Annotated in this window: 25 protein-coding genes and 2 pseudogenes; 7 read left to right on the top strand and 20 right to left on the bottom strand. The window is 37.5% G+C overall.

Annotated features, from left to right (window positions below):
• Positions 1-160: 160 nt before the first annotated feature.
• From rnd to AACL31_RS04250, 5 genes and pseudogenes are all read right to left on the bottom strand, one after another.
• Complete coding sequence (gene rnd / locus AACL31_RS04270; RefSeq protein ID WP_032115993.1) at positions 161-1,285, bottom strand: ribonuclease D; 1,125 nt, start codon at positions 1,283-1,285, stop codon at positions 161-163.
• Between the two features lie 75 nt (positions 1,286-1,360).
• A pseudogene (fadD, locus tag AACL31_RS04265) lies at positions 1,361-3,081 on the bottom strand (long-chain-fatty-acid--CoA ligase FadD).
• 373 nt (positions 3,082-3,454) lie between these two features.
• Complete coding sequence (locus AACL31_RS04260) at positions 3,455-4,057, bottom strand: Slp family lipoprotein (protein ID WP_310512538.1); 603 nt, start codon at positions 4,055-4,057, stop codon at positions 3,455-3,457.
• A gap of 40 nt (positions 4,058-4,097) precedes the next feature.
• Positions 4,098-4,793 carry a tRNA (adenosine(37)-N6)-threonylcarbamoyltransferase complex dimerization subunit type 1 TsaB gene (gene tsaB / locus AACL31_RS04255; protein ID WP_310512539.1) on the bottom strand — a complete coding sequence of 232 codons (696 nt, stop codon included), beginning with the start codon at positions 4,791-4,793 and terminating at the stop codon, positions 4,098-4,100.
• Positions 4,794-4,907: 114 nt separating this feature from the next.
• A complete protein-coding gene (locus AACL31_RS04250; RefSeq protein WP_339053765.1) occupies positions 4,908-6,743 on the bottom strand; it encodes an ATP-dependent DNA helicase in 1,836 nt (611 codons plus the stop codon).
• Positions 6,744-6,985: 242 nt separating this feature from the next.
• Between AACL31_RS04250 and AACL31_RS04245 the strand changes: the two genes are divergently transcribed.
• Positions 6,986-7,261, top strand: coding sequence for a Rid family hydrolase (locus AACL31_RS04245; protein WP_310512541.1), 276 nt, complete (start codon positions 6,986-6,988; stop codon positions 7,259-7,261).
• Between the two features lie 168 nt (positions 7,262-7,429).
• On the opposite strand, the gene AACL31_RS04240 is transcribed toward AACL31_RS04245, so the two are convergent.
• The 4 genes from AACL31_RS04240 to zwf all read right to left on the bottom strand — a co-directional run bounded on the left by AACL31_RS04240 (position 7,430) and on the right by zwf (position 10,456).
• Positions 7,430-7,687 (bottom strand): M10 family metallopeptidase C-terminal domain-containing protein, encoded by a 258-nt coding sequence (locus AACL31_RS04240; protein ID WP_339053764.1) that lies wholly within the window; start codon positions 7,685-7,687, stop codon positions 7,430-7,432.
• Positions 7,688-7,810: 123 nt separating this feature from the next.
• Positions 7,811-8,143, bottom strand: a complete 333-nt coding sequence (gene mdtI, locus AACL31_RS04235; RefSeq protein WP_310512543.1) for a multidrug/spermidine efflux SMR transporter subunit MdtI — start codon at positions 8,141-8,143, stop codon at positions 7,811-7,813.
• A 1-nt stretch (position 8,144) separates the two neighbouring features.
• Positions 8,145-8,555 carry a multidrug/spermidine efflux SMR transporter subunit MdtJ gene (gene mdtJ / locus AACL31_RS04230; RefSeq protein WP_310512544.1) on the bottom strand — a complete coding sequence of 137 codons (411 nt, stop codon included), beginning with the start codon at positions 8,553-8,555 and terminating at the stop codon, positions 8,145-8,147.
• Positions 8,556-8,980: 425 nt separating this feature from the next.
• Complete coding sequence (gene zwf, locus AACL31_RS04225; RefSeq protein WP_310512545.1) at positions 8,981-10,456, bottom strand: glucose-6-phosphate dehydrogenase; 1,476 nt, start codon at positions 10,454-10,456, stop codon at positions 8,981-8,983.
• A 341-nt stretch (positions 10,457-10,797) separates the two neighbouring features.
• Between zwf and hexR the strand changes: the two genes are divergently transcribed.
• The 3 genes from hexR (at position 10,798) to AACL31_RS04210 (ending at position 14,657) form a co-directional block, all read left to right on the top strand.
• Positions 10,798-11,643, top strand: a complete 846-nt coding sequence (gene hexR, locus AACL31_RS04220; protein ID WP_310512546.1) for a transcriptional regulator HexR — start codon at positions 10,798-10,800, stop codon at positions 11,641-11,643.
• 192 nt (positions 11,644-11,835) lie between these two features.
• Positions 11,836-13,278 carry a pyruvate kinase gene (pyk, locus tag AACL31_RS04215; protein ID WP_310512547.1) on the top strand — a complete coding sequence of 481 codons (1,443 nt, stop codon included), beginning with the start codon at positions 11,836-11,838 and terminating at the stop codon, positions 13,276-13,278.
• A gap of 275 nt (positions 13,279-13,553) precedes the next feature.
• Complete coding sequence (locus tag AACL31_RS04210; protein ID WP_310512548.1) at positions 13,554-14,657, top strand: filamentous hemagglutinin N-terminal domain-containing protein; 1,104 nt, start codon at positions 13,554-13,556, stop codon at positions 14,655-14,657.
• 186 nt (positions 14,658-14,843) lie between these two features.
• Here the strand turns inward: AACL31_RS04210 and lpxM are convergent, their stop codons facing one another.
• Both lpxM and AACL31_RS04200 read right to left on the bottom strand, forming a co-directional pair.
• A complete protein-coding gene (lpxM, locus tag AACL31_RS04205) occupies positions 14,844-15,815 on the bottom strand; it encodes a lauroyl-Kdo(2)-lipid IV(A) myristoyltransferase (RefSeq protein WP_310512549.1) in 972 nt (323 codons plus the stop codon).
• Positions 15,816-15,908: 93 nt separating this feature from the next.
• Positions 15,909-16,043 carry a hypothetical protein gene (locus AACL31_RS04200; RefSeq protein WP_339053763.1) on the bottom strand — a complete coding sequence of 45 codons (135 nt, stop codon included), beginning with the start codon at positions 16,041-16,043 and terminating at the stop codon, positions 15,909-15,911.
• Positions 16,044-16,166: 123 nt separating this feature from the next.
• Here AACL31_RS04200 and AACL31_RS04195 point away from each other — a divergent pair, with 123 nt between their 5' ends.
• The gene (locus AACL31_RS04195; protein ID WP_339053762.1) at positions 16,167-17,135 is read left to right on the top strand and encodes an IS110 family transposase; all 969 of its coding nucleotides are present in this window, start codon (positions 16,167-16,169) and stop codon (positions 17,133-17,135) included.
• 44 nt (positions 17,136-17,179) lie between these two features.
• Here AACL31_RS04195 and mepM read toward each other — a convergent pair whose 3' ends face one another.
• Entirely contained in the window at positions 17,180-18,538 is a 1,359-nt protein-coding gene (gene mepM, locus AACL31_RS04190) for a murein DD-endopeptidase MepM (protein WP_409013925.1), read from the bottom strand.
• 14 nt (positions 18,539-18,552) lie between these two features.
• Positions 18,553-19,509 carry a zinc ABC transporter substrate-binding protein ZnuA gene (znuA, locus tag AACL31_RS04185; protein ID WP_310512110.1) on the bottom strand — a complete coding sequence of 319 codons (957 nt, stop codon included), beginning with the start codon at positions 19,507-19,509 and terminating at the stop codon, positions 18,553-18,555.
• A 74-nt stretch (positions 19,510-19,583) separates the two neighbouring features.
• Between znuA and znuC the strand changes: the two genes are divergently transcribed.
• Positions 19,584-20,348: a zinc ABC transporter ATP-binding protein ZnuC gene (gene znuC, locus AACL31_RS04180; RefSeq protein ID WP_310512111.1), complete on the top strand. Its 765-nt coding sequence runs from the start codon at positions 19,584-19,586 to the stop codon at positions 20,346-20,348.
• Entirely contained in the window at positions 20,341-21,126 is a 786-nt protein-coding gene (gene znuB, locus AACL31_RS04175) for a zinc ABC transporter permease subunit ZnuB (protein ID WP_310512112.1), read from the top strand. The genes znuC and znuB overlap by 8 nt, the downstream gene beginning before the upstream one ends.
• 109 nt (positions 21,127-21,235) lie before the next feature.
• Here znuB and AACL31_RS04170 read toward each other — a convergent pair whose 3' ends face one another.
• From AACL31_RS04170 to AACL31_RS04135, 7 genes and pseudogenes are all read right to left on the bottom strand, one after another.
• Positions 21,236-21,598 carry an Ail/Lom family outer membrane beta-barrel protein gene (locus tag AACL31_RS04170; protein ID WP_339053985.1) on the bottom strand — a complete coding sequence of 121 codons (363 nt, stop codon included), beginning with the start codon at positions 21,596-21,598 and terminating at the stop codon, positions 21,236-21,238.
• Between the two features lie 60 nt (positions 21,599-21,658).
• Positions 21,659-21,796: a hypothetical protein gene (locus AACL31_RS04165; RefSeq protein ID WP_339053761.1), complete on the bottom strand. Its 138-nt coding sequence runs from the start codon at positions 21,794-21,796 to the stop codon at positions 21,659-21,661.
• A gap of 332 nt (positions 21,797-22,128) precedes the next feature.
• Positions 22,129-22,736 (bottom strand): annotated as a pseudogene (locus tag AACL31_RS04155) (lytic polysaccharide monooxygenase).
• Between the two features lie 401 nt (positions 22,737-23,137).
• A complete protein-coding gene (ruvB, locus tag AACL31_RS04150) occupies positions 23,138-24,154 on the bottom strand; it encodes a Holliday junction branch migration DNA helicase RuvB (protein ID WP_310512114.1) in 1,017 nt (338 codons plus the stop codon).
• A gap of 21 nt (positions 24,155-24,175) precedes the next feature.
• A complete protein-coding gene (gene ruvA / locus AACL31_RS04145; RefSeq protein WP_310512115.1) occupies positions 24,176-24,775 on the bottom strand; it encodes a Holliday junction branch migration protein RuvA in 600 nt (199 codons plus the stop codon).
• 71 nt (positions 24,776-24,846) lie between these two features.
• Positions 24,847-25,368 (bottom strand): crossover junction endodeoxyribonuclease RuvC, encoded by a 522-nt coding sequence (gene ruvC, locus AACL31_RS04140; RefSeq protein WP_310512116.1) that lies wholly within the window; start codon positions 25,366-25,368, stop codon positions 24,847-24,849.
• Positions 25,369-25,457: 89 nt separating this feature from the next.
• Positions 25,458-26,201: a YebC/PmpR family DNA-binding transcriptional regulator gene (locus tag AACL31_RS04135; protein ID WP_310512117.1), complete on the bottom strand. Its 744-nt coding sequence runs from the start codon at positions 26,199-26,201 to the stop codon at positions 25,458-25,460.
• Positions 26,202-26,208: the final 7 nt, after the last annotated feature.

The raw sequence follows: 26,208 nt of genomic DNA, 5'->3' as shown, positions 1-26,208 counted from the left end.
ACACAGAAAGAAAAGATATTTTTAATCTCATGTCTCAAGATACAGCTTTAAATTAATTACACTATACCTCAGACAAACTAATTCAAAGATTTATTACAAATCAATGAATTAGTTCAATTAATAAAAAGATAACAAAAAATACATTTTAAAAATAAATCAGCTAACAATATAATTCCAATAATCGCTTTAAAGGAACACTTAATAATTGCCCACGCCAGCCAGCCAACAAATCGGGCTTATAGTCTGATTTTTTCAACCCCCAATGGAACGCTAGCAGTTGATTAATTTGACGTCGAGAAGCTAATAACTCTGAATTCAACTCTGCTTGTTCACCAATTTGTTTAGTTAAAGTTTTAACCGCCTTAAATGCCTCTCGATATTGAGGATGATTGATAAGATGATAAAGCGGCTGTGGACAGGCATTTTCCTCAATATCACAACAGTTTGCGACAATTTGCAACACATCCTGACCATGGCAGCGGATCTCCTGCCCAGTTAAACCAAGAGTATGCAGTTGTGTCAATGAATTAGGCAAATAACGCGCTATTTTCCATAGATGTTCTTCTCTAACAATAAAATTGACCGCTAAGTCACGCCGTCGAGCCTGATTAAGGCGCCAGGCTGCTAATTGTTTAAGACAGGCAAGCTGTTGAGCCCGCAATTGCCAACTATTTTTAATACTTTTATATGCATCTGCGGGTGATAATATCTCTTGTCGACGTAACAAAATCCGCTGGCATTCATCGGTTACCGCCGGTAAATAGCCTAATTGATTAATCAACGACAGTAGTTTTTCGGCTAAAGGTAATAAAAAAAACACATCAGCGGCCGCATATTGACACTGTTTATCACTCAACGGCCTAATAAGCCAGTCTGTTCGTGATTCACTCTTATCCAACGTAATCGTTAAATATTCATTCACTAAGCTTGCAAACCCGCTAGAAATGGGATGACCAAGAAATGCTGCCATAATCTGGGTATCTAACATCGGCTGTGGAACACAAGCCAAATGATGTAAAAATACTTCTATATCTTCACTACCAGCATGCAAGATTTTAGTCACTTTGCCATCTGTTAATAAATTTCTAAACGGCTCCATATTAGTAATGGCAATAGGATCAATTAATGACAGTTGCTCACCGTCATATAGCTGAATAAGACCAAACTGTGGATAATAAGTTTTTACTCGTACAAATTCTGTATCTAAAGCTATTTTGTTAGCCTTCGCTGCTGCTTGACAAACTTTCTTAAGTTGAGCATCTGTGGTAATCAACTGATAATTCAAAACGTCTTTCTCTTTGTGATTTATTTTTAACAACATCACTCTTGGCCGCCATTTTAGCGATGCTGTTTATCAAAATTAACTATCTAATGTTTGTGTTACTTGATGATTTTCTGTCGCTGTCTGATATTTTTTCTGCTCTTCTTCTCTTAATTGTCGTCGTAAAATTTTACCTACATTCGATTTAGGTAACTCAGAGCGAAACTCAAAAAACTTAGGCACTTTATAGGCAGTCAAATATTGACGGCAATAGATTTTTAATTCTTCAGCAGTCAAAGCAGGATCAGTAGATACCACAAAGACTTTGACCGCTTCACCAGTATTTTCATCTACCACACCAATTGCTGCATTTTCAATGACTTTGGGATGATTAGAGATAACTTCTTCAATTTCACTCGGGTATACATTAAAACCAGAAACTAAAATCATATCTTTTTTGCGATCAACAATTTTAATAAAGCCTTTTTCATCGATCTTGGCAATATCACCGGTCGCTAACCAACCATCTTTCATCACTTCGTCGGTCATAGCAGGAGAGCGCCAATAACCCTTCATGACTTGAGGACCACGTACCAACATCTCACCTGGCTGGCCAATTGGAACTTCATTACCACTATTATCAATAAACTTGACTTCAGTTGAAGGCATAGGCAAACCAATGCTACCATTATATTTACTTAAATTGTATGGGTTAACCGTCACTAATGGCGAACACTCAGTTAAACCATAGCCCTCCAGTAAACACTTACCCGTCAGTTGTTGCCACTCTTCCGCTACTGTTTTTTGTACCGGCATACCTCCGCCAATAGAAACATTCAAATGGGAAAAATCAAGTTTTCGAAATTCTTCATTATGCAACCAGGCATTAAATAATGTATTAACACCTGTAATGCCAGTAAAAGAATAACGCGCAAGTTCTTTAACCGTTGCGACAACATCCCGCGGATTAGTGATCAGCAAATTAGTACCGCCAATTTTAACAAATAACAAACAATTTACTGTCAAGGCAAAAATATGATACAGCGGCAACGCCGTCACAATAATTTCTTTACCTAACTGCATAGCAGGCAAATAAGTAGCTCTGCCCTGCTCAACATTTGCCAACATATTATAATGGCTAAGCATTGCGCCTTTCGCTGAGCCGGTGGTTCCGCCGGTATACTGGAGAAAAGCCAAATCTTCGCCAGAAATATCAGGTTTCACATATTGCATACGATAGCCTAATTGCATAACACGGCGAAAAGAGATCGCTTGTGGCAAATAATATTTAGGTACCAGACGTTTTATATATTTAACAACAAAATCAACAATCGTCCCCTTTGGCCGAGACAGTTGATCGCCTAAACGGGTCAGAATGACATGTTTAACTTGAGTATTAAAAACGACTTTTTCTAATGTATGGGCAAAATTTGATACGATAACAATCGCAATAGCCTCACTATCACTAAGTTGATGTTCTAATTCTCTTGGGGTATAAAGCGGATTAACATTAACGACAACCATACCTGCACGTAAAATACCAAAAAGTGCAACCGGATACTGTAATAAATTAGGTAGCATCAGCGCAATACGAGCGCCTTTTTGCAGACCTAAGCCATTTTGTATAAATAGGCCGCAAACGCTCGACTACGCTCTTCCAGCTTACGATAGGTCATTATTTCACCCATATTAATGAAAGCTGGACGATCAGCATATGCAGTAACCGCATTTTCTAGTAAGTCTGCTAATGATGTTTCAGATACCGGTCCTATTTCAGCCGGTACATCAGATGGATAATTTTTTAGCCAGATTTTTTCCACTGTAACACTCCTGATTTGAAACTAAGTGAAGTAACCGACAAAAATTAATTTGTTAACAAAATACTAACTCAGCATACTAGTTTGAGAACCGTTCTGTGCTAATGCTGAGATATGTATCACTATTTAATTTCAAATCTCGAATAAGTTTAAACTAAGCTAATTTATCAGCTTCTAGATTTTGATTAATTTTCAGTTAGCTATAAAAATTAGCGTAATAATTATATATCATTCGACTTTTTTTCGAAAAAACAATGCTTTTTATCATATTAGCGCATAACCGCATCTTTTAGCAGCGCAAAATTTGCTCAGCCTAAAAACCAATCAGGGTAAATATGGCAAAATATTTACCCTGATTGATTGATAAAACTAATAATTATTCGGTTAAATAAGTTCGTATTTCAGCCTCACCAACAGGATAACCCCAAGGGCCCCAATTCCAATAATAAGGCGAATTAGGATAGTTTGGATACCATGGCGATCCATATCCCCAACCTGAAGGTGGTAATACAACTGATTGCATTTGATTCCAACGTTGATAACCTGATACAGCAATCTTGACATACTGGTAGGAAACTAAATCAATTTTGCCTTCTTCAATGCCAGTAATTGTCCCAACGACAGTAATATAGCGACCGCTAAAATCTGATGGCTCCAAAAAACGGCCAATATAAGCATAGATACGTCCTACCGATGGTGTATTTAACCTTGGCGCAGCGTCATATTTGCTTAATGGCATCGCTGCTATTTCAAGCCGAGTTTGGTTATTGTTGTTTAAAACAGAGATCACCTTACCGCCAAAGCGCCCTTCTTGACCAATATAAAGCTCAGGGGCCTCACGCACTGCTGATAAACTTTCAACCGGTGTTTGTGTCGTTCCCTTAATTGACGCGGGAATTGAAACACAGCCAGCTAATAAAACAACACCAGCCAACAGAGCAACCTTTATGGCAGCCTGGTAGTTTAACTTTATTTTCATAAACCACCCCTTAAAACGGCATAATAATTTTAAACAAGTATCAACGGCCGGGTAATTTTTTCCAACTAACCTCATTACGTAAATAAACCGGCTGGGCTTCTTCAGCGTCAACTGTTTTACCTTGTTGCCACTCTGGTAGAGCTAACAGCAACATATCTTGCGCATCAGGTAAAGAAATACCACTTTCCAATAAATTTAAATTTGTCGTTCTTAATATAGGATAGGCTGACCAACCTGTCCCGGCAATAGCCCATTGTCCACTTAAGCCATTTATTTTGGCTAAAAACTGCTCTGGCTTGAGTACTGCCTCACTTTCTGCACCTTGCCAAAACCCATTTGGTTTAAGTTCATAACAAGCAGAATAAATTTCGCCCATTCTGGCATCTATCGCTACCAGTACTTTTTTTGCACCTAATTGACGATAAGCGCCTTGCGCCATAGTTAACAGCGAAGAGATACCTATCATCGGTAAATTAGCCCCAAATGCCAATCCCTGAGCAATACTGACAGCAATACGAACGCCAGTAAAACTGCCTGGCCCACGTCCAAAAGCTAAAACATCGATATGTTGTAAATCCAGATGCGCATCAATAAGACACTGCTCTACCATCGGTAATATTTTTTGGGTGTGCTCCCGCGGTGAAACGGCAAATTGAGTAAAAATTTCTCCATCGCGCCATAGGGCGACAGAACACGCTTCAGTAGCGGTATCAATCGCTAATATATGGGTTGCCATATTTTAGATCCTGGCTATTTTTATGACTAAATAATTGCTAATACTAACATATTTTGTTGAATAGGAAGGTATCAATAAGAAAAAACTTATATGTTACCTCCACTATTTATTTAATTAATTACTTAAGGACGTTTTTGCTAAAAAGTCAATCGCCGCTTGCAAACTGCGTGTTCTAGGTGAAGGCGGTAAACTATTTAAAAAAATTTCACCATAAGGTCGCGATACTAATCGTTTATCACAAATAATAATAACCCCTGAATCATTAACATCACGCACAAGCCGGCCAACCCCTTGCTTTAAATTAAGTATCGCATCAGGTAATTGGACATCATAAAATGCATTGCCGCCTTGGAGCTGACAATCTTGCATACGCGCTCGCAATAATGGTTCATCAGGCGACGTAAAGGGTAATCTATCGATAATGACACAAGAAAGAACATCGCCTTTAACATTAACACCTTCCCAAAAACTGCTGGTGGCTATTAATAATGCATTACCTGCTGCTGTAAATTGTGACAACAATCGCACTTTACTGGTTTCTCCCTGCATCAAAACAGGTAAATTCAAACAATCGCGAAACATTGCTGTTAATTCACGCATCATATGAAGTGAGGTACATAAAAAGAAACAACGCCCCTGATTATGATCGATAACTGGCTTTAGCATGACAACTAATTGCTGAGCAAAGTCAGCTTGATTAATATCTGGCAAATAACGGGGTACACAAAGTAATGTTTGGCGCTGATAGTCAAATGGACTTGGTAAGATTAAATTATTGGCTTTCTCCAATCCTAGACGCTGGCTAAAATAACTTAATTTATCACTGATTGCTAAGGTAGCTGAAGTAAAGATCCAACTGCCTTTTTCAGTGGTTATCATGTCATGAAATTTATCCGCCACCGTTAATGATGTTAATGCTAATAAAAAATGGCGGCCAAAACTTTCAAACCAATAACTAAACCCAGGTATTGTTGTCTCTTTTAACCGATTTAAACGATTACGATAAGTCGTTGTTCGATCAAAAATAGCATCTAACGCGATAGAACGCCCCAGCGACAGTTTCATCACCTCATAGCTAAATTCCAATGCATCCTCAAGACGCTGCAACACACTGCTAACCGACTGTTGATTAAGTAATTGCTGCAAATCCCCTCTAAATCCATTTTCACCTAATGCTAATCGAAAATCTAAAGTAGCCTGGCTAATGCTATCGGCACACTTTTGTAATTGTATCTGATCACGAATTTCTGTCCGATAAACGAGGGTAATATCACGTGCAAGTTCAAATAATTGACGGCTACTAAGCGGTTGGCCAAAGTATTGACTGGCAATATCGGGGATCTGATGCGCCTCATCAAAAATAACTACCTCCGCTGGCGGAAGTAACTCGCCAAATCCAGTATCTTTTACCACCTTATCAGCCATAAATAGATGGTGATTGATAACCACTACATCGGCTTCTAGCGCTTTTTTGCGCGCTTTAAGTACAAAACAACGCTGATAATGGGGGCAATGACTGCCGATACAATTATCATTAGTACTGGTTACTAATGGCCAAACAGCGCTATCTTCAGCTACCTGATGACAATTACTGATATCACCATCTTCAGTTTCTATTGCCCAACTACGTAAGCGAACAATATCAGCAATCATTTCAGCAGCTAGTTGCTCTCCAGCTAAGGATTGCTGCTCAAGCCGCTCCAAACACAAATAATTAGCCCGCCCTTTTAATAAAGCGACATGACCTGAATAGGCTAAAGCCGCTTTAATAATCGGTAAATCACGATAATAGAGTTGATCCTGCAAAGTTTTTGAGCCGGTTGAGATCACGACTTTTTTGTTAGAACGTAAGGCCGGCACTAAATAAGCATAAGTTTTACCCGTTCCTGTCCCTGCTTCAACCACAAGCGTTTGTTGAGATTGAATTGCCGTCGTTATGGCGCGAGCCATTTCAATTTGCGCATCACGTGGCCGAAATCCAGGGATGGCATTAACCAATGGGCCATTAATAGAAAAATCGTCTAACTATTTTAATTAGCGAAAATATGTTGCTGATGGTTACACTAGCCTAGGTAATAAAAGCTCACTTAGCATTATTCATTATTATATTAAATAACCTATTACCATGACAAAAAATAGATTTTAGTAGACAATATAGCCATGACTTTATATTTAAAAAATTAGGAATAACAATGTCTATTCAATATCTTGATCCAGAAAATCGCTGGTCCGAAGCTACCATATTTAACAATACCCTCTATTACACCAGCGTTCCTGAAAATCTTGAAGGTGATATTCATCAACAAACAACCAGCGCTTTGCATGCTGCGGATCTGGCGGGCATGAACCAAGTCTGGGATAACTGGGTTGTCGCTGGTAAAGCCCCCGTTCGCTGTACAGTACAAGCAATTTTAATGAATCCTAAATATAAAATAGAGATCAAAATTGTTGCCGCACTGGCGGATTAATAATCTTAAAGGCATTTATTAGAGCCTGCAAACCGGCTCTAATAGCTTGGTAAAGATAAATGAACAACTTGCTCAATATAGAAATAATCCTATCTTAGCTATGTTGATAAAAAACAGAGTGAGTGAGTTGTCAATAACCTACTTTTGATCTATTCAGAAATAGGCTTTTTATTGATTTAAGATAAAGTCAGTGAATTTATTAACATAACCATAAATATCAATAGCAAAATCAGATATATCATCATTATTTGTATTAATTAAGAGTCTACTCCAGTGACTTACTGGATCATAAATGATCTTCATTTCTCCTGGCTTTCTGTCAAAATCATTAACAAAATTAAGAATATGCTGCCCGCTATAGTTATCGTATAAGATTTTATTTAGACAAGATAGATCAATTTTATCTTCTCCTGTTTGAAAATCCATGATCCTATCCGGGGCACTCGATTTTGAATCTTCAAACGACAGATAAACAAAAATATTTCTTTCTACTGGGCCAGTTCTCAACGGTGAAGAATGATCTACAATGTCCTAGCAGCTAAAATACAATTATGCCAGCTTGATAACGACCATGCCGGTAATCAATAAAATAATACCGCCCCAACCTTTATAATTTAGCCGTTGATTAAACAAAATCCAACCGGTGGCAACCGTGGCTACAACACCAAAAGCCCCCCAAAGTGCATAAGCAATCGAAAGCTCAATACCTTTCACCGCTACAGCTAATGCACTAAAAGCACCTAAAACGGCAATTAAAGATAATACACCTATCCACAGTCGCTTAAATCCATTTGATAACTTTAAAAAAATATTAGCCACTATTTCTAAAATAACGGCCAGAAATAGAAAGGCACCATGCCACCTTTGATATTCCGCTAACATATTATGCCTCCTTAACAACTTTAGTCATTTTATTTAATGGCCTTTTTGGCGTAATTTTTTTTCCCTGTTTTATCGAATGTAGTGTGCTATTTTTTTTAGTACCCGATTTTATTAGCGCTATACCCACAATAAGTAACGCTAATCCAATAAGTTTCATTGGTGGTAATGATTCATTAAATAACAAAACACTAAATGCTGTTATAAAAATTACCCCAATACCTTCCCAGAGAGCATAAGCTACTCCAAGAGCAACTTTTTTTACTGCCATTGCCAATAATATATAAGATGAAGCAATCATAAAATACATTACCAATAAGCCAGTCATATCACCGCTGACGCTAGAATACTTCATTGATAAAGTACCAATGACCTCTGTGACAATCGCTGATGCTAAAAATATCCAATAAATCATTATATTCTCCTGTTATTGGCAATTACCAAAGCAATAGATAAATACCTAAATTGGTAATAACTAAGTGATGATTTAAATTAAAAGCACATTTACGGTAAAACCGATTAGCAACAGGAGACGCTACAATGCACCACACCAGTGATGTTCACTAGAAATAATAGATATTTTTGATAAGAAAAAATGATAGCTACTACATTGATTTTTGACGCTTTTGGCGCTAGACATGATATTTTATTCATGCATCACACGGCCAATCCGTATGATATACTATGAATCCTCACTATTGATAGAATAAATACAAAGCTATTTATATCATAACCATTGTATTTACTCAAATAATTATAATAAATTCCAGCTAAAATGCAAAAAGCTACCAAAATAAGGGTAATAAACCTAAACACATTACCCTATTACGTAGACAAAAACTATTCGAACTCATTCCATGAACGACCATCTTTGGCGATCATCGCATCAGATGCCTCAGGTCCCCATGTACCCACCTGATAAAGTTTAGGTGGCTGATCATCCTTTTCCCAAGCGTCCATAATAGAATCCACCCATTTCCAAGCTTCTTCTACTTCATCCCGACGGACAAACAAAGCTTGAATGCCACGCATAGCTTCTAGTAATAAACGTTCATATGCATCAGCCAAATGGATTTGATTAAATGTTTCAGAAAAACTCAGATCTAATTTTGTCGTCTGTAAATGATGTTTATGCTCAAGGCCCGGCGCTTTGTTTAAAATTTCAATATCAATTCCTTCATCAGGTTGTAATCGAATAGTTAATTTATTTTGTGGTAGATCCTGATAAGAATCAGAAAAAATATTTAACGCCGGTTTTTTAAAATAAACCACCACTTCAGAGCATTTTGCCGCTAATCGTTTGCCAGTTCTTAAATAAAATGGCACGCCAGCCCAACGCCAATCATCAATGTCAACTCGAATTGCCACAAAAGTTTCCGTTTTACTGGATTTATTAGCCCCTTCTTCCGCAAGATAGCCAGCCACTTTTTTGCCTTGAATAGAACCTGATGTATATTGACCTCGGACGGTTTTTTCACGTACATTACGATAATCAATCCGACGTAATGAGCGCAATACTTTAACTTTCTCATCTCGTATGCGATCTGCCGTTAAATCCGCAGGCGGTGACATGGCAATCATAGTCAAGATCTGTAATAAATGATTTTGGATCATATCACGCATCTGCCCAGCTTGATCAAAGTAACCCCAGCGTCCTTCGATACCAACCTCTTCAGCAACTGTGATCTGTACATGATCAATCGTTCGATAATCCCAATTATTAATAAATAAAGAGTTGGCGAAACGTAAAGCTAATAAATTGAGTACTGTTTCTTTACCTAAATAGTGATCAATACGATAAATCTGGCTCTCTTTAAAATACTTAGCAACCTCATTATTTATATCTTGAGAAGAGGCAAGATCACTGCCTAATGGTTTTTCCATAACAACCCGGTTGGGCTTCTTATTGAGGCCAGCATGGCCTAAGCCATGGCAAACCGCACCAAAAGTCGTTGGTGGCATAGCAAAATAATATATAGCGGGTTTACTATCACCCTCAAGATATTTTGCTAGTGAATTAAATTTGTTCAGATCCTGAACATCTAAATTGAAAAAATCAAGGCGCTTACTTAATTTTTGCCATAAACTGGGCTCGATTTCCTCATTTAGGAAAGTCTCTAACGCATCTTTAGTTTCTTTTATATAGGCGGCAGCATCCCATTCAGCCCGACCAATCCCTATAATACGCGTATCAGGATGGATATAGCCCGTTTTTTCCAATTGATAAAGGGAAGGCAATAATTTGCGGCGAGCCAAATCTCCTTTTGCGCCGAAAATAATTAAATTACATGCCTGAACAGCTTTATTAATTGCCATGATATGGGATTCTCCTTAAATACCAATTCTGTAGTGCTATGATAGCTTCAATCGAGAAAATAAATGTACCTTTTTGACTCGACCAGGTAAACAAAGCCATGATATTTTATTTTGCTCAAAAAATAATTCGCAACAAATTTGATTAGTTATATATAATTTTTAATTCTTCATATTTATTAAACTAAAATGCAAAGTAAATTAGACGCCCGTCATATTTTTAATAAAAATTCAGTTAATAACTTCCTTTTTTTCATTACTGACCAAACAACGCGTAGTATATTTTGACTTAAGTAACAAGATTCCCCCTTTGGCAATATTAGTAAAACGGGTAGCTTTTCAGTATGAACACATTAGAACAAATAAATAATAACTTTGAGTATTTCAGTAAATCAGAAAAGAAAGTTGCCAATTCAATCCTTGAAAGCCTGCAAAAAGCGATTCACCTTTGTATTGCAAGCCTAGCTAAATTGGCTAATGTGAGCGAACCCCCTGTAAATCGTTTTTGCCGTAGAATAGATACCAAGGGTATTCCTGATTTTCAATTACGATTAGCACAAAGCCTCGTCAATGGAGCATCCTATGTTAATCGTTTGGTTGATCAAGATGATACTGTCAGTTGCCATACGCAAAAAGTTTTTGATTCCGCCATCGCGCAATTAGGTATTGTAAAAGATAACCTAAATACCACAAACATTAATCGTGCTATCGATCTATTAACCCAAGCAAACAAGATCGCTTTCTTTGGTTTAGCTTCCTCAGCAGCAGTTACCCATGGAGCTATGAGTAAATTTTTTCGTTTTTATATCCCAGTGCTCTATTTCATTGATGTCATGATGCAACACATATATTGTATTAACTATCGCTATGGTAACGTTGTGATTTGCATTTTGCCTACTGGGCGCACGCAAAACTTGGTTGAACAAGCTAAAGTTGCTAAAGCCAATGATGCTATAATCATTACTATTACTACCGCTAATTCCTCTCTGGCACAAATCGCTTCCTTATCTATCGCGATTACTGTACCTGAATATACCAATATTTACATGCCGATGGTATCACGACTAGCACAGTTGACATTAATAGATGTGCTAGCAACTGGCTTTATTTTACGTCGAGGGCAAAATTTTAGAGATAACTTAAAGCGCGTAAAAGATATATTACATGATGTATATCCTGATAAACTCTAGTGCTATTTACCTTTAGCAAACAGATCAATATCAGCAAACTATAGATCCGTTCGTTTTACTGCAAAAAATATTCTCTCTAGCTAAGGCATTTAAATGATAGATACAACAGCACACTTTAATAAAGGGATTAATTTCATTTCTATGTAATAACCTATCAACCAACACCAATTTTAATAAGTAACGGAGTCATAAATGTCGAGACGACTTAGAAGAACGAAAATTGTTACTACTCTCGGTCCCGCGACTGATCGTGATAATAACCTGGAAAAAGTGATTAAAGCCGGCGCAAACGTTGTTCGTCTAAACTTTTCTCATGGCTCAGCAGAAGATCACTTACAACGGGCAACAAAAGTACGTGAACTTGCGAAATCATTAGCACAACATGTCGCTATTCTTGGTGATCTACAAGGACCTAAAATTCGCGTTTCAACATTTAAAGAAGGAAAAATTTTCCTTCATATTGGCGATAAATTTATCTTAGATGCCAATTTAGCCAAAGGTGAAGGTAATCAAGAAAAAGTCGGCATTGACTATCAAGGTTTACCCAATGATGTGGCATCAGGTGATATTCTGTTACTCGATGATGGACGCGTTCAATTAAAAGTACTTACGGTAAAAGATCAGCAAATTCTTACTGAAGTAACTGTTGGTGGACAACTATCAAACAATAAAGGGATCAATAAACTTGGTGGTGGTCTATCCGCAGAAGCACTAACAGATAAAGACAAAGCCGATATCTTGCTCGCAGCTCAGATCGGTGTCGATTTTTTAGCAGTTTCTTTCCCCCGCTCAGCAGAAGATCTAAATTATGCCCGACGCCTGGCTCGTGAAGCGGGTTGTGATTGTCAAATTGTCGCTAAGGTAGAGCGAGCTGAAGCGGTTGCCAATGACAAAGTTATTGACGAAATTATTTTAGCCTCAGATGTGGTCATGGTTGCTCGAGGTGATCTAGGTGTTGAGATTGGCGACCCTGAGCTGGTCGGCGTACAAAAAAAACTAATACGCCGGGCACGCCAACTAAATCGTATTGCCATCACTGCCACCCAAATGATGGAATCGATGATCACTAATCCGATGCCTACCCGAGCTGAAGTAATGGACGTTGCTAATGCTGTGCTGGATGGCACTGACGCCGTTATGTTATCAGCCGAGACAGCAGCAGGCCAATATCCTGCTGAAACCGTTGAAGCCATGGCTCAGGTTTGCCTTGGAGCAGAAAAGATGGCTGGCATAAATATTGCCAAACATCACCTCGATGATATATTTGACAGCGTTGAAGAAGCGATTTCGATGTCAGCTATGTATGCCGCCAATCACTTAAAAGGAGTAAAAGCGATTATTGCCATGACAGAATCAGGCCGTACCGCTTGTATGATGTCTCGGATCAGTTCAGGTTTACCAATATTTTCTATCTCATATCATGAAAAGACATTAAATCAGTGTGCTCTATACCGTGGCGTAACCCCGATTTATTGTAATAAAGAAACTAATACGATTAATGCTGTTAAAAATGCCATTCAATGCCTGCTGGAAAAAAATTATATTGAGCCAGCTGATTTAGTCTTAGTCACCCAGGGCGATCAAATGGGTCAGATTGGTAGCATCAATACCTGCCGAATATTAAAAGTCGAATAATTTCACATCATAAATACATTTAACCCCGTTATATACACGGGGTTTTTAATTACCTAAAATATTACTATCATTTTTTACCGCTTTTTTTTATGACCCAGTCATTATTCTTTCTAATAAATGAATTAGAAAAAAAATAATATAAATTAATTGAATATTAAATTAATTAAACTAATAAAATTTAGATTTTAATTGACAAAATATCTGACTTTTTTTACTTTTCTTCCCACTAAAGAAAAAGAGATTCTTTAGCATTTATTTATTAAAGGGATTTTGATATGCATAAAAAAAATAATTTCAGCTACTGTTTATTGGCTCTTAGTTTATTATCAACACCAACATTAGCAATCAATCAAGGAATAAAATATAACGGAATAATAATTGATTCTACAATAGAAAAAAACAAATTAAATAAGTTTACAATATCTGATCAAGGTGAAGTTAATATCGACATTAAAGCACCTGATAATAATGGTATATCATATAATCAATATCGGCGATTTAATACTAATAAAGGCGTAATAGTACAACTTAATAACGATGCAAATCAAAATAAAAATATGCTTGCTCAAGGCGCACTATCAGCAAAATTAATTATTAATCAAATTAATTCTAGCGAAAAAACAAATTTACATGGTTTGCTAAATATAAAAGGATCTCCAGCAAAAGTTATTATTGCCAATCCTAATGGTATTACCTGCGATGACTGTCAGTTTAGCAATACAACCGGAGTTGATTTGGTTGCTGGTAAAATGAATTATACCAATAACACAATAAACTACCAGACTGATAAAGGAAAAATAATTTTTACTGGTTTAGGAATATGGGGGAATGGAAATTCATCAATAAATGAAAAAAACAAATTTTTATCCAACCTCACTGTATACGCAGGAAATGTTCGTTTTAATAATGCTGCCAAAGTTAATGTCGCTAAGCAGTATTATGTTGTTGGTAATGTTAAAACTGAAATCGATGGTTATAATTATAATAATAGAAAAATTTCCGGATTGACCGGAGATAAAACAACATTTGTACTTGCAGAAAATAGCTATATTTACGCGAATCAATTAAGGATCTTTACCAGTAAAAACTCATATTTAAATAATAAAGGCACGATTGGCGTTGTAGCAAATAAGGTGGAAATAGGTGTTATGTCGATTAAAGTAGACTATATTTCTAATAAACATATAATTTCTGCTTTAGGCGCTATTAAAGATAATGAATATACGATCCCATCTTCAATAAATATTACCACTAAATATTTAATTAACCACCAGGATGCAGGCATTAAAGCATCCGAAGGGATCGTCACACTTGAGACTTATAAAGGAAAAGGTTATTTTGATAAAAATATAAAACAAAAATTTTATAAACTTAATTAATTAGTTGCTTAGCCATAATTTAACTGACTAACAAAATATCTAATTGTTTTTATTAATAGGTCTTATTTCATCAAAAATATTATTTTTTTATTACATTTATTATGGGATAAAAAAAGTAAAAATATATTATAAATAATTTTATTGCTATCTTGCGCCGCTTGATTAGCTATCAAGCGGTATTTTTTATCAATAAAGATCATCGCGGCAATAAGGCTCTATCTCGCCGGCTTTGCGCGTTTTTAATAATTTTAATATCCAGGTATATTGTGCCAGATAAGGTTTAACTAAATATTCCAACTCTTCGTTCATGCGCCTGGCAATATAGTGATTACTTTGCCCAGCAATATCAGCCATTGGCTCACGAATATAGATATGTAATTGGTGAGTTTTATAGTCATAAACCGGAAATAATGGCACAATCTCCGCTTTACAAACCTTCATCAACCGCCCTACTGCCGGTAAGGTTGCTTTATAGGTTGCAAAAAAATCAACAAACTCACTATGTTCTTCACCATGATCTTGATCTGGTAAATAAAATCCCCAATAACCTTGCCTGACACTAGTAATAAAAGGTTTAATGCCCGCTTCACGAGAATGTAAACGACCACCAAAATGATGACGCGCTTTGTTCCATAAATAATCAGCCACAGGATCCTTTTGATGATGAAACATGGCTGCCATTTTTTGGCCTCGAGCCGCTAATAACATGGCTGGAATATCAACCGCCCAACCATGAGGTACCATAAAAATAATATTACGCTGTTGCTCTTTTAATTGTTCAATAATTTGTTCATTATGCCAATGAGTTCGTGCTAAAGTTTTATCTACGCCGCGTAAAACTAATTCGGCTAATATTGCAAAAGATTGCGGTGCTACAGTAAACATTTCATCAACATATTTCTCTCTTTGCTGCTCCGTCAATTCTGGAAAACAATAAAGCAAATTAATTTTTGCCCGCCTACGCGAGCCTTTTGCTAACTTACCAATTAACTTACCCATTTTTGCCAGTAACAGATCGCGTAACTTAATAGGCAAATAAGCTGTTCCAGCTAATAGCAATGCACCAACCCACATCCCCCAATATCTGGGATGTAGGTAAATACGATGAAAGGTAGGAATATAACCAAGTTTACTATCTGTATCCTGTTCTTTATTCATTAGTACACTCAAATACAACGTATAAAAATCTAAAATACATTATAATATTAACCTTATGATTTACAGAAAATAATTATGGCAGTAAATAAAATGCTAGTTCACAACCTTGTATCTTGAAAACGGTTTAAAATAGTTACGATTAGATTTGGCAAGGTGCATGCAGCCCGATTCCTCCTTGTATCTTGAAAACGGTTTAAAATAGTTACGATTAGATTTGGCAAGGTGCATGCAGCCCGATTCCTCCTAGGGTTTTAAGCCCGTTAATTAGCGACCGGCGCATACACTGAGCCACTCATCTGAAACCCGAACAGTTGTCCGTACTCCATAACGCATTTGCAAGGATGGGTAATCATGAGTCAGCCAAATCCACTTTGTGTGGGTATTGATGTTTCTAAAGCAACGCTGGACATAGCAGCCAGCTGTGATATTGCACAGTTTACGGTCAGTAATGACTCTGACGGTTTTGATGCCATTATCGCCGAATTGAGAAAGCATTCGGTGGTGTTGGTTCTGATGGAGGCAACTGGCGGGCTTGAAGCTACTGTGGCCTGCTCGCTCCAGGCTGAAGGCTTTGACGTCACTGTGATCAATCCCAGACAATCCCGAGACTTTGCCCGCGCTATGGGCTATCTGGCAAAAACTGACCGTATTGATGCCAAAGTGCTTGCACAAATGGCAGAGGTTATTAATCGACATCCGGAGCGAGAGCGCTTTATCCGGACTCTGCCAAATGCAGAACGTCAGGTTCTTGCTGCGATGGTCGTACGCAGACGCCAGTTGATTACAATGTTGGTGACAGAACGTAATAGGCTGTATACCGCACATCCACAGAATAGAAAAAGCATCAACATCATCATCAAGGCGCTGGAAGATGAACTTGCCAGAATCGATGAGGATATGAACAACCACATAAGGAACCACTTTAAGGATCTGGCCGCTAGGCTGAGCAGCATTAAAGGGGTTGGTACCATGACAGTTGCTGCGTTGTTGGCGGAGCTTCCCGAACTGGGCAGCCTCTCGAGGCGAGCTATTAGCGCGCTTGTAGGCGTTGCCCCCATAAACCGGGACTCGGGTACCATGCGTGGTCGGCGAACCATATTTGGCGGAAGGGACGGAGTCCGAACAGCACTTTATATGGCCGCGCTTGTAGCAACTCGCTTTAATCCGGTGATAAAAGCCTTTTACATGCGTCTGCTTGCAGCGGGAAAAGCCAAAAAAGTGGCGCTGGTCGCCTGTATGCGCAAGCTGCTGACTATCCTGAACGTGATGCTCAGAAAGAACGAAGAATGGAATGAGTCGTACCATCACGTTTCTCCATAATTTTAACGTTCAAGACAGTTGCTAATTAGCTAACAAAAATCATATTAATCGCTTGCCAGCTTAGATTTATTCTCTTTAACGGATGCCAGAAAGAGTTGACGATCTTTACCTGTTAATCCACCTGAGTGAGGTAAATTAGCTGTTAATGGGTTAACTGCGCGCTGATTAAACCATAACTCATAATGAAGATGAGGGCCGGTAGTACGTCCAGTATTACCTGATAATGCTATGCGTTCACCTCTTTTTACTTTCTGACCTGGTTTAACCAATAATTTACGTAGATGCATATAACGAGTGGTATACTGACGCCCATGACGAATAGCAATAAAATTACCGGCCGCTCCACTATATTTCGCCACAATAACTTCACCATCACCAACCGCTAATATTGGTGTCCCGACGGGCATAGAAAAATCAACTCCCTGATGAGGAGCTGGACGCCCTGTTACCGGATTTATACGACGCAAACTAAAAGGAGAAGAGACTCTAAAGGTTTTGGCTGTAGGATAACGTAAGAAACCGCGCTCTAAGCCATTAGCTTCACTATCATAATAGCGACCATTTTCAGCTCGAAAGGCATAGTAATTCTTACCATTAGTTAATAAATGAACCCCCAACAAACGACTCTGTTCACTGTGCCCATCAAGCATTTCACGACTTAACAAGACCGAAAATTTATCGCCTGACTTTAGCTTACGCAAATCGATCTGCCATTGTAGTGCTTTAGACACTTCACGTGCTTCGTTATATGTTAAGCCTGAATTAACTGCACTAGAGGTAAAATTACCGTTTATTTTACCTTGGATAACCTTATCAGCCCAAACACCTTGACGAATTTGTTTCTCTTCATTAAAAGTACTAGAGGCACCTTGGCGAGTATAAACACGTGTTTCACGCTGTGAAATAATCCATGTCAGTGTCTGTAATTCTCCATCTTTATTCAATTCCCAGCTTAACGTTTGCCCTATTTGCAAATTCCGTAACGCTCGGTGTTGATTAGAAAGAGCGGCCACATCACCAGCATCTAAACCATACTGAGTTAAAATACTAGTCAGATTATCACCGTTTGAAACAACATGTTCATCAGGTGTATCAGCTCCCTTTTCATCAGTTACCCCTTCATCAGGTAACTGTTCGCTGCTATCGGTGATAATATCATCAGTATCCGAGTTATCTACTTGGCTGGTATTAGTTTCACTTTTATCTTTACTACCAAGAATAATACCTGGTTTTATTGGCGATGATTCTTGAGAAATATTTTCATCTTTATCATCGGGTTGAATAACAACAGGCCGCCAAATTGCGACAGCCAATGTTGCTATGGTTAATGTGCCTAGCATAATTTTATGCGGTTTAGGCAAATTGCCATATACCTGAACGATAGTCTTCGCCATCTGCTGCACGTATTAAATTCCTTCTAGTTCTTATCCAAGCAGCTTTTAAATTGATTAGATAACGCTGTTAAAAATTCCACATAGCTATCCTTACTTAATCCGATGCCGCTCCCTAATGGATCTAATGTCCCCATATATACATCGGTATCTTTTATAACAGCTTTAATCACCGCTGGCCTGAATTGTGGTTCAGCAAAAACACAAACTGCTTTTTTCTGAGCCAACATTGTTCTTATTTGATATAGTCTTTGGGCGCCAGGCTGAATGATAGGATTAATAGTAAAATAACCTAATGAGGCTAAATGATAGCGTTTTTCAAAGTAACCATAAGCATCATGAAAAACAAAATATCGCTTATCTCCAACCGACTGTAACATCTTAGCAATATTTTGATCAGTTTGCGTCAATTTCTCATCGAATTTACGAAGGCTTACGTCCAACTGTTTTTTATATTTAGGATATAAAGCGACTAATCGGTGGTGGATAATGTTAGCAGCAATACGTGCAATGTCTGGTGACAACCAGATGTGCATATTATACTCACCATGTGAATGATGCTCATGATGATGACCATGAGAATTTTTATTATTTACCGCTGTGCTATCTTCGCTGCTTTTCAGTAAGCGTGCTTTTATAGCTGGATCTTCAGCTAATGTGATCCGTTTTTCAGTGGGTAATTGTGCTAATGGTTTCTCTAAAAAAGTTTCTAAATTTGAGCCAACCCAAATGAAAAGATCAGCAGTTTTGATTTTTTCCAGATCGGAAAGTTTTAAAGCATAATCATGGGGTGAAGCACCATCAGGTAATAATATTTGTACATCAGTAACACCATTAGTAATGGCTGCGGCAATAAAACCTAACGGACGAATTGACGTAACTACATCAGCTTGAGTAGTAGATAAGAAACTGAGTAATAGTCCAGCAAGAATGTATTTTTTTTCCATAATTTTTTGAACAATTTTTTTTGTTTTGTGTAACATAGAATAGTTTCCATAGACTAATTTTGATAATGTTATATTATAACACTTTAACCATCCTGCAAGAATTATTTACCATGCAAACGCTATTAAGCTTAAAAAATATTGCTGTTAGTTTTGGTTCACACCAAATTGTCGAAAACATCTCCTTTGATCTATATGCTGGAGAAATATTAACACTATTGGGGCCAAATGGTGCTGGTAAATCTACGCTAGCTAAAATACTCCTCGGCCTAATTACCCCTAGTCAAGGAGAAATAATTTACCAAGCCAAATTGCGCATCGGTTATGTGCCACAGAAATTATCGCTGGATATGACAATGCCTTTGACCGTTAAACGTTTTATGACATTAAAACCTGGAGTAAAAACTACTAATATTATTCCTGCTTTAATACGTGTCGGCGCTGATCATCTTATCGAGCAACAAATGCAAAAACTATCAGGCGGGGAAACTCAACGTGTTCTACTTGCCCGTGCTTTACTGAATCAACCACAATTACTTGTTTTAGATGAACCTACACAAGGCGTAGATATCAATGGTCAAGTCGCTTTATATAATCTAATTGATAATATTCGTACCGAATCAAATTGTGCTGTTTTTATGATTTCACATGATCTCCACCTTGTGATGGCAAAAACTGATAAAGTACTCTGTATTAATAAACAAATATGCTGCTCTGGCCGGCCAGAGGATGTGGCTTTAGATCCCGAATTTATTGCTATGTTCGGCCATCGTGGGATAGAACAGATCGGTATCTATCGCCACCATCATCATAATCATCAATGCGATTTAAATAATGAGATTGATGATAAACCTACAGGGAACTGTCATCATGATTGAACTATTACTACCTGGGTGGTTAGCTGGTATGCTGTTAGCCATTGCCGCAGGACCACTAGGCTCTTTCGTTGTCTGGCGGCGTATGTCATATTTTGGTGATACTCTCGCTCATGCTTCATTACTTGGTATCGCTTTTGGTTTATTACTCAATGTTAATCTGTTTTATGCCGTTATTGCTATCACCCTTCTTCTTGCAATTTTATTAGCCTGGCTAGAAAAGCGCCCACATCTGGCCATCGATACCCTATTAGGCATAATGGCGCATAGTGCCCTATCACTTGGATTAGTCGTCGTCAGTTTAATGGACAATGTTCGTATGGATTTGATGGCTTATTTATTTGGTGATCTATTATCGGTAACCAGCGAGGATGTTTTTTCAATCGCAATAGGTGTTGCTATTGTTTGTTCAATTATTGTCTGGCAATGGCGTAATTTACTGTCAATAACAGTTAATCAGGATTTAGCTTTTGTTGATGGCGTAAAAATACAGCAGCTTAAGGTATTATTAATGCTGGTTACTGCCCTTACCATAGGTATTGCCATGAAATTTGTTGGGGCTTTAATTATTACATCATTATTAATTATTCCTGCCGCTACTGGTAGACGATTTGCCAAAATACCAGAGCAAATGGCAGTAGTTGCTATTATTATCGGTATGTTTGCGGTGACGGCTGGACTTGCTCTTTCTGCCTATTACGATACACCTGCAGGGCCCTCGGTTGTGATCTGTGCCAGTGCTTTATTTGTATTAAGTTTATTTATTAAAATAAAAAACTAATCTATTCATGCGATAAAATAAATTATTTTTAAAATTGCACAAACACCCTATTCCTCACTACAAATCCATCAATTATGACTTGTAGTGAGTTTTTATTTTGCTAATCAAATTAGAACCGGTAACCGACACCAAGCATCCATGTGCCGACTTTTATATTTTTTAAATTAGTATGTTCGAAAGATAATTTGGTATGTTCATATGTAACATCAATAGCTAAATTCTCCACCGGATTAATTTGTAAACCCGCACCATAAACTAATTCAATTTCAGTGTCTTTAAAAGCATTTGCGAATGGTGATTTTGCCTCAACTCTACCACGAGCCGCTCCAATCAAGCCATAGAGACTAATATTGCGATTAAAACGATAGCTAGGACCAAAACTTAATGAAGAATAAATTATATCTACATTAGCAACTTTAATATCATAAATTTTCAAATAATCTTCTTGATTAGTATAAGTCAACGAACCAATAAAACCCCAGTGATTATCAATTTCATAACGATATTTAATATTAATACCCTTTGGTTTATCCTAAAATTCTTCATCTTTAAATTGTAGATGACTTTGTGTATAATCTAGTGATAGAGTATTTTTACTTGCTGCACAGGCATTCGCAGAAACACAGGCAAATATAGTAGCAATGACAGATCTAATAAATATTTTTTTCATTTATCTTCTATTCCTAATAGAATAATATTTAATTCAATAGTCTTTATAAGATATGAAATAAATCGATTACTCTATATATAAAACTAAATAATTTTTTGTTAAATTTAATTTAAACTAAAAAATAAAATTTGACTGATGATATTTAGTTAGAAGATATATTTAACTTATCATTGATAAATAAGCAGCAATTAAAATAAAAATAAAAATAAATCGTCCTGCTCTAGCTATCGAAACTAAAAATAATGTAGAGGCAAGTTTTAGCTTACCTCCAAAAAAATGACAATTTTATTAAATACAATGATGACAATATTTAGCCAGTTAGTGAAAAATAACTAAGGTTTCATATTAGCATCTATCACTTCATAAAATGCATTGCCAGTATCGTAAATTGTCCATACACCTAAAATAACCTGATAACCGGTACGATATGGTACATTACAATCAATTGAGACCTCAAATGAAGGCACTTGCCCCCATCTGTACGACTGCAAAATGGTTGTAGATCAAATGAGCTACGGGCTAACGGCGCATTAGGATCCCAATTTTGTTTAGTGATGAAATACTCCCAACCGGTAGTTCGATGAGGTGCGGTCAACGTCCAATGGAAGGTATTTTTACCGGGTGAAACATCAACTTTAGTCCAACGAATAGCAGTCTGTTCATCTAACTCACCAAACCAACGATGTCCAGCACTGGCAATTTTACCATCAGCTGGCCCACGCCGAGGAAAACCTTTACGACCTTCAACCGATTGTGGTTCAACCATAACCGCACCACAATTACCATTTTTACCTAACGAACACAGATAAGCTCGACTAGTAGGAAAATCGATATAACCATGCATAGGATTGAGGAGAGTATTTGCTCTGGCAAAACTTATAATACTAATCAATACTAACATTACTAATGATAACATTGATAATAATAATTTTATTTTCATTCAGTTTATTCCGTAATTAGCTAATTTTATTTATTAAAAAATAGTTAGTAGACATAATAAAAACTACCGTAAAATTATTATTTAACAACAGCAAAAACATCAATAAAAATAATATAATTAATTAATAAAAAATAATTAATTATTAATTACATTAATATTAAACTATTGCTTATTTTTGAGAGTTAAATATCATCAATTTATATTAATAATCCATTAATTAAATAAGAAGTTCATTGATAATAAAAATGGTTAATAAAAATAACAAATAATAATTTATTTATAATTATTATTTATTCATATATTATAAATAGCAGCCTAACCCGGTGTTAGGCTGTATTGAAAATAATTAGCATGATTATATTAGCAAATTACAAGCAATAAATTTAACCCCATTAATAAGCTTAATTGGCATCATCATGATCTTTATTAACTCCAAAATGGCGGTAGGCATGATCAGTCGCAATTCGACCACGGGGAGTACGCTGAATAAAGCCTTGTTGAATCAGGAAAGGTTCAAGAACATCCTCTATGGTTTCCCTTTCTTCACCAATTGCAGCAGCCACATTGTCTAATCCTACCGGTCCTCCCATAAATTTATCAATAATAGCTATCAATAACTTACGATCAAGATAGTCAAAACCGGCTGAATCAACATTAAGCATATCTAATGCCTGTGAAGCGATGTCGCCATCGATAATACCATCGCCTTTAACTTGGGCAAAATCTCTTACTCGCCGTAATAAACGATTAGTTATCCGCGGCGTTCCCCGTGAGCGCATCGCAATTTGTCTCGCACCGGCATCAGAAATTTCTAACCTCATAAAGTGAGCACTACGTAATACAATCGTCTGTAAATCATCGACATTATAAAATTCAAGACGCTGGACAATACCAAAACGATCTCTAAGCGGGGATGTCAGTGAGCCAGCTCTGGTTGTTGCACCAACTAGAGTAAAAGGAGGTAGATCAATTTTAATTGAACGCGCAGCAGGCCCTTCTCCTATCATTATATCCAGTTGGTAATCTTCCATTGCCGGATAAAGGATCTCTTCTACAACTGGCGATAAACGATGTATTTCATCAATAAAGAGTACATCATGCGGTTCTAAATTGGTTAGCATTGCCGCTAAATCCCCTGCCTTTTCTAACACTGGGCCGGAGGTGGTACGTAAATTTGCGCCCAATTCATTCGCCACAACACCCGCTAATGTCGTTTTACCAAGCCCAGGTGGACCAAAAATCAGCAAGTGATCAAGTGCTTCAGCTCGTAATTTAGCTGCCTGGATAAAGATTTCCATCTGTTGGCAAACCTGAGGTTGCCCGACATATTCAGTAAGGAGTTTTGGTCGAATAGCGCGATCAATCACGTCTTCATCAGGTAAATTCTCAGCAGAAACTAAACGATCAGCCTCAATCATAGTTTGGTCCTTACTTATTATTTATAATGCAGCTCGCAATGCTTCACAGTTAGTAGCTCCATTAGCAACTCTGCCGATCATACGGCTCACATCTTGTGGTTTATAGCCTAAAGAAATTAATGCCGAAACTGCCTCTGCTTCAATATCATGACTATTTTGTTTTGCCGCTGATGAGCCAGGTAAATCTATCGCACTATTATTAAATAGATCGCCATTAAGTCCTTTAAAGCGGTCTTTCATTTCAACCACCAGCCGTTCTGCGGTTTTTTTGCCAACACCCGGTAATTTTACCAAGCTAGAAATCGCTTCTTGTTCTATCGCAGAAACAAATTGATAAGCTGACATACCGGATAAAATGGCCAGCGCTAATTTAGGACCTACCCCATTAACCTTAATTAACTCACGAAATAATGCCCTTTCTTGCTTATCATTGAAGCCATATAGTAGCTGCGCATCTTCACGCACGATAAATTGAGTCCATAAGATCACTTCCTGACCAATTTCTGGTAATTCATAAAAACAGGTCATTGGCATATGAACTTCATAACCTACACCATTTAGTTCGAGTAAAACAATAGGCGGCTGTTTTTCCAAAATAGTGCCTCGCAAGCGACCAATCACATCGATTTCCTCTTTTAGGTTATTCTGCTAATGCTTATATTATAAAAAAATACTGGATTTATATCCAGTTATTAACGCAATCGTCTTTTAGCCAATGATAGTTCTGGCTCACCTATTCGAGCCAAATTTTGATTAAAATGACAATGCGTGATCGCAATAGCTAAAGCATCAGCAGCATCAGCTTGAGGATGCGATAACAATTTCAATATTGAGCAGACCATATGCTGAACTTGTTTTTTTTCCGCCGCTCCCGTGCCAACAACGGATTGTTTTACTTGTCGCGCCGCATATTCAAAAACTGGTAATTGATTATTAACTGCGGCTAAAATCGCCACGCCTCTTGCTTGACCTAATTTTAGAGCAGAATCGGCATTTTTTGCCATAAACACCTGTTCGATAGCAAAACTGTCCGGTCGATATTGGGTAATGATTTCAGTGACACCTGCATAAATACGTTGTAAGCGTGTTGGCAGATCGTCTGCCTGAGTACGTATACAGCCACTACCTAAATAGATCAACTGTCGACCTTGTTGACGAATAACACCATAACCGGTAATACGCGAACCAGGATCAATCCCAAGAATAATTGCCATATTCTTGACTCACTGAGTAGGTTAAACATGCAAAGAAAAAGCATACTGATAATCAGCATGCTATCTCTTAATATAAAAAGTTGATTTAATTATAGCTGAGCCGCAACTTCATCTGAAATTTCCCCATTATGATACACTTCTTGTACATCATCAGAATCTTCCAGCATGTCGATTAAACGTAAAAGTTTAGGTGCAGTGTCAGCATCTAAATTTGCTTTGGTTGACGGGATCATTGTCACCTCGGCGGCTTCAGCCTTGAAACCGGCCGCATCTAAAGCATCTTTTACATCACCAAAGCTTTCCAGCGTAGTATAAACATCGATGGCCCCATCATCATAAGATTCGACATCATCTGCACCCGCTTCTAATGCCGCTTCCATTAAATCATCTTCATCAATGCCTGGTGCATATGAGATCACGCCACGTTTAGTAAATAAATAAGCAACCGAACCATCGGTACCTAAATTACCACCGCACTTAGTAAAGGCGTGGCGGACATCAGAAACTGTACGATTACGATTATCACTTAAGCATTCAACCATAACAGCCGTACCGCCTGGGCCATAGCCTTCATAAATGATCGTTTCCAGATTATCATTGTCATCACTACCTACACCACGTGCGATTGCTCGATTTAACGTATCTCGCGTCATATTATTAGATAATGCCTTATCAATCGCCGCACGCAATCGTGGGTTTGATGCAGCGTCACCGCCACCTAAACGAGCCGCTGTTACCAGTTTACGAATAATTTTAGTAAAAATTTTACCCCGTTTAGCATCTTGCGCCGCTTTTCGGTGTTTGGTATTGGCCCATTTACTATGACCTGCCATGAAATAT

The sequence above is a fragment of the Arsenophonus endosymbiont of Crataerina pallida genome (genome assembly GCF_964020125.1).
GTDB classification, from domain to species: Bacteria; Pseudomonadota; Gammaproteobacteria; order Enterobacterales; family Enterobacteriaceae; genus Arsenophonus; species Arsenophonus nilaparvatae.
Note: the sequence above shows the minus strand (reverse complement) of the source record. Positions and strands in the feature narration are given on the sequence as shown.

Coding starts and splice junctions, on each gene's coding strand:
- AACL31_RS04260 (WP_310512538.1), bottom strand. CDS start 4,057: ATGAAAATAAAGTTAAACTACCAGGCTGCCATAAAGGTTGCTCTGTTG.
- tsaB (WP_310512539.1), bottom strand. CDS start 4,793: ATGGCAACCCATATATTAGCGATTGATACCGCTACTGAAGCGTGTTCT.
- AACL31_RS04250 (WP_339053765.1), bottom strand. CDS start 6,743: ATGGCTCGCGCCATAACGACGGCAATTCAATCTCAACAAACGCTTGTG.
- AACL31_RS04245 (WP_310512541.1), top strand. CDS start 6,986: ATGTCTATTCAATATCTTGATCCAGAAAATCGCTGGTCCGAAGCTACC.
- AACL31_RS04240 (WP_339053764.1), bottom strand. CDS start 7,687: ATGGATTTTCAAACAGGAGAAGATAAAATTGATCTATCTTGTCTAAAT.
- mdtI (WP_310512543.1), bottom strand. CDS start 8,143: ATGTTAGCGGAATATCAAAGGTGGCATGGTGCCTTTCTATTTCTGGCC.
- mdtJ (WP_310512544.1), bottom strand. CDS start 8,555: ATGATTTATTGGATATTTTTAGCATCAGCGATTGTCACAGAGGTCATT.
- zwf (WP_310512545.1), bottom strand. CDS start 10,456: ATGGCAATTAATAAAGCTGTTCAGGCATGTAATTTAATTATTTTCGGC.
- hexR (WP_310512546.1), top strand. CDS start 10,798: ATGAACACATTAGAACAAATAAATAATAACTTTGAGTATTTCAGTAAA.
- pyk (WP_310512547.1), top strand. CDS start 11,836: ATGTCGAGACGACTTAGAAGAACGAAAATTGTTACTACTCTCGGTCCC.
- AACL31_RS04210 (WP_310512548.1), top strand. CDS start 13,554: ATGCATAAAAAAAATAATTTCAGCTACTGTTTATTGGCTCTTAGTTTA.
- lpxM (WP_310512549.1), bottom strand. CDS start 15,815: ATGAATAAAGAACAGGATACAGATAGTAAACTTGGTTATATTCCTACC.
- AACL31_RS04200 (WP_339053763.1), bottom strand. CDS start 16,043: ATGCACCTTGCCAAATCTAATCGTAACTATTTTAAACCGTTTTCAAGA.
- AACL31_RS04195 (WP_339053762.1), top strand. CDS start 16,167: ATGAGTCAGCCAAATCCACTTTGTGTGGGTATTGATGTTTCTAAAGCA.
- znuA (WP_310512110.1), bottom strand. CDS start 19,509: ATGTTACACAAAACAAAAAAAATTGTTCAAAAAATTATGGAAAAAAAA.
- znuC (WP_310512111.1), top strand. CDS start 19,584: ATGCAAACGCTATTAAGCTTAAAAAATATTGCTGTTAGTTTTGGTTCA.
- znuB (WP_310512112.1), top strand. CDS start 20,341: ATGATTGAACTATTACTACCTGGGTGGTTAGCTGGTATGCTGTTAGCC.
- AACL31_RS04165 (WP_339053761.1), bottom strand. CDS start 21,796: ATGAAAAAAATATTTATTAGATCTGTCATTGCTACTATATTTGCCTGT.
- ruvB (WP_310512114.1), bottom strand. CDS start 24,154: ATGATTGAGGCTGATCGTTTAGTTTCTGCTGAGAATTTACCTGATGAA.
- ruvC (WP_310512116.1), bottom strand. CDS start 25,368: ATGGCAATTATTCTTGGGATTGATCCTGGTTCGCGTATTACCGGTTAT.
- AACL31_RS04135 (WP_310512117.1), bottom strand. CDS start 26,201: ATGGCAGGTCATAGTAAATGGGCCAATACCAAACACCGAAAAGCGGCG.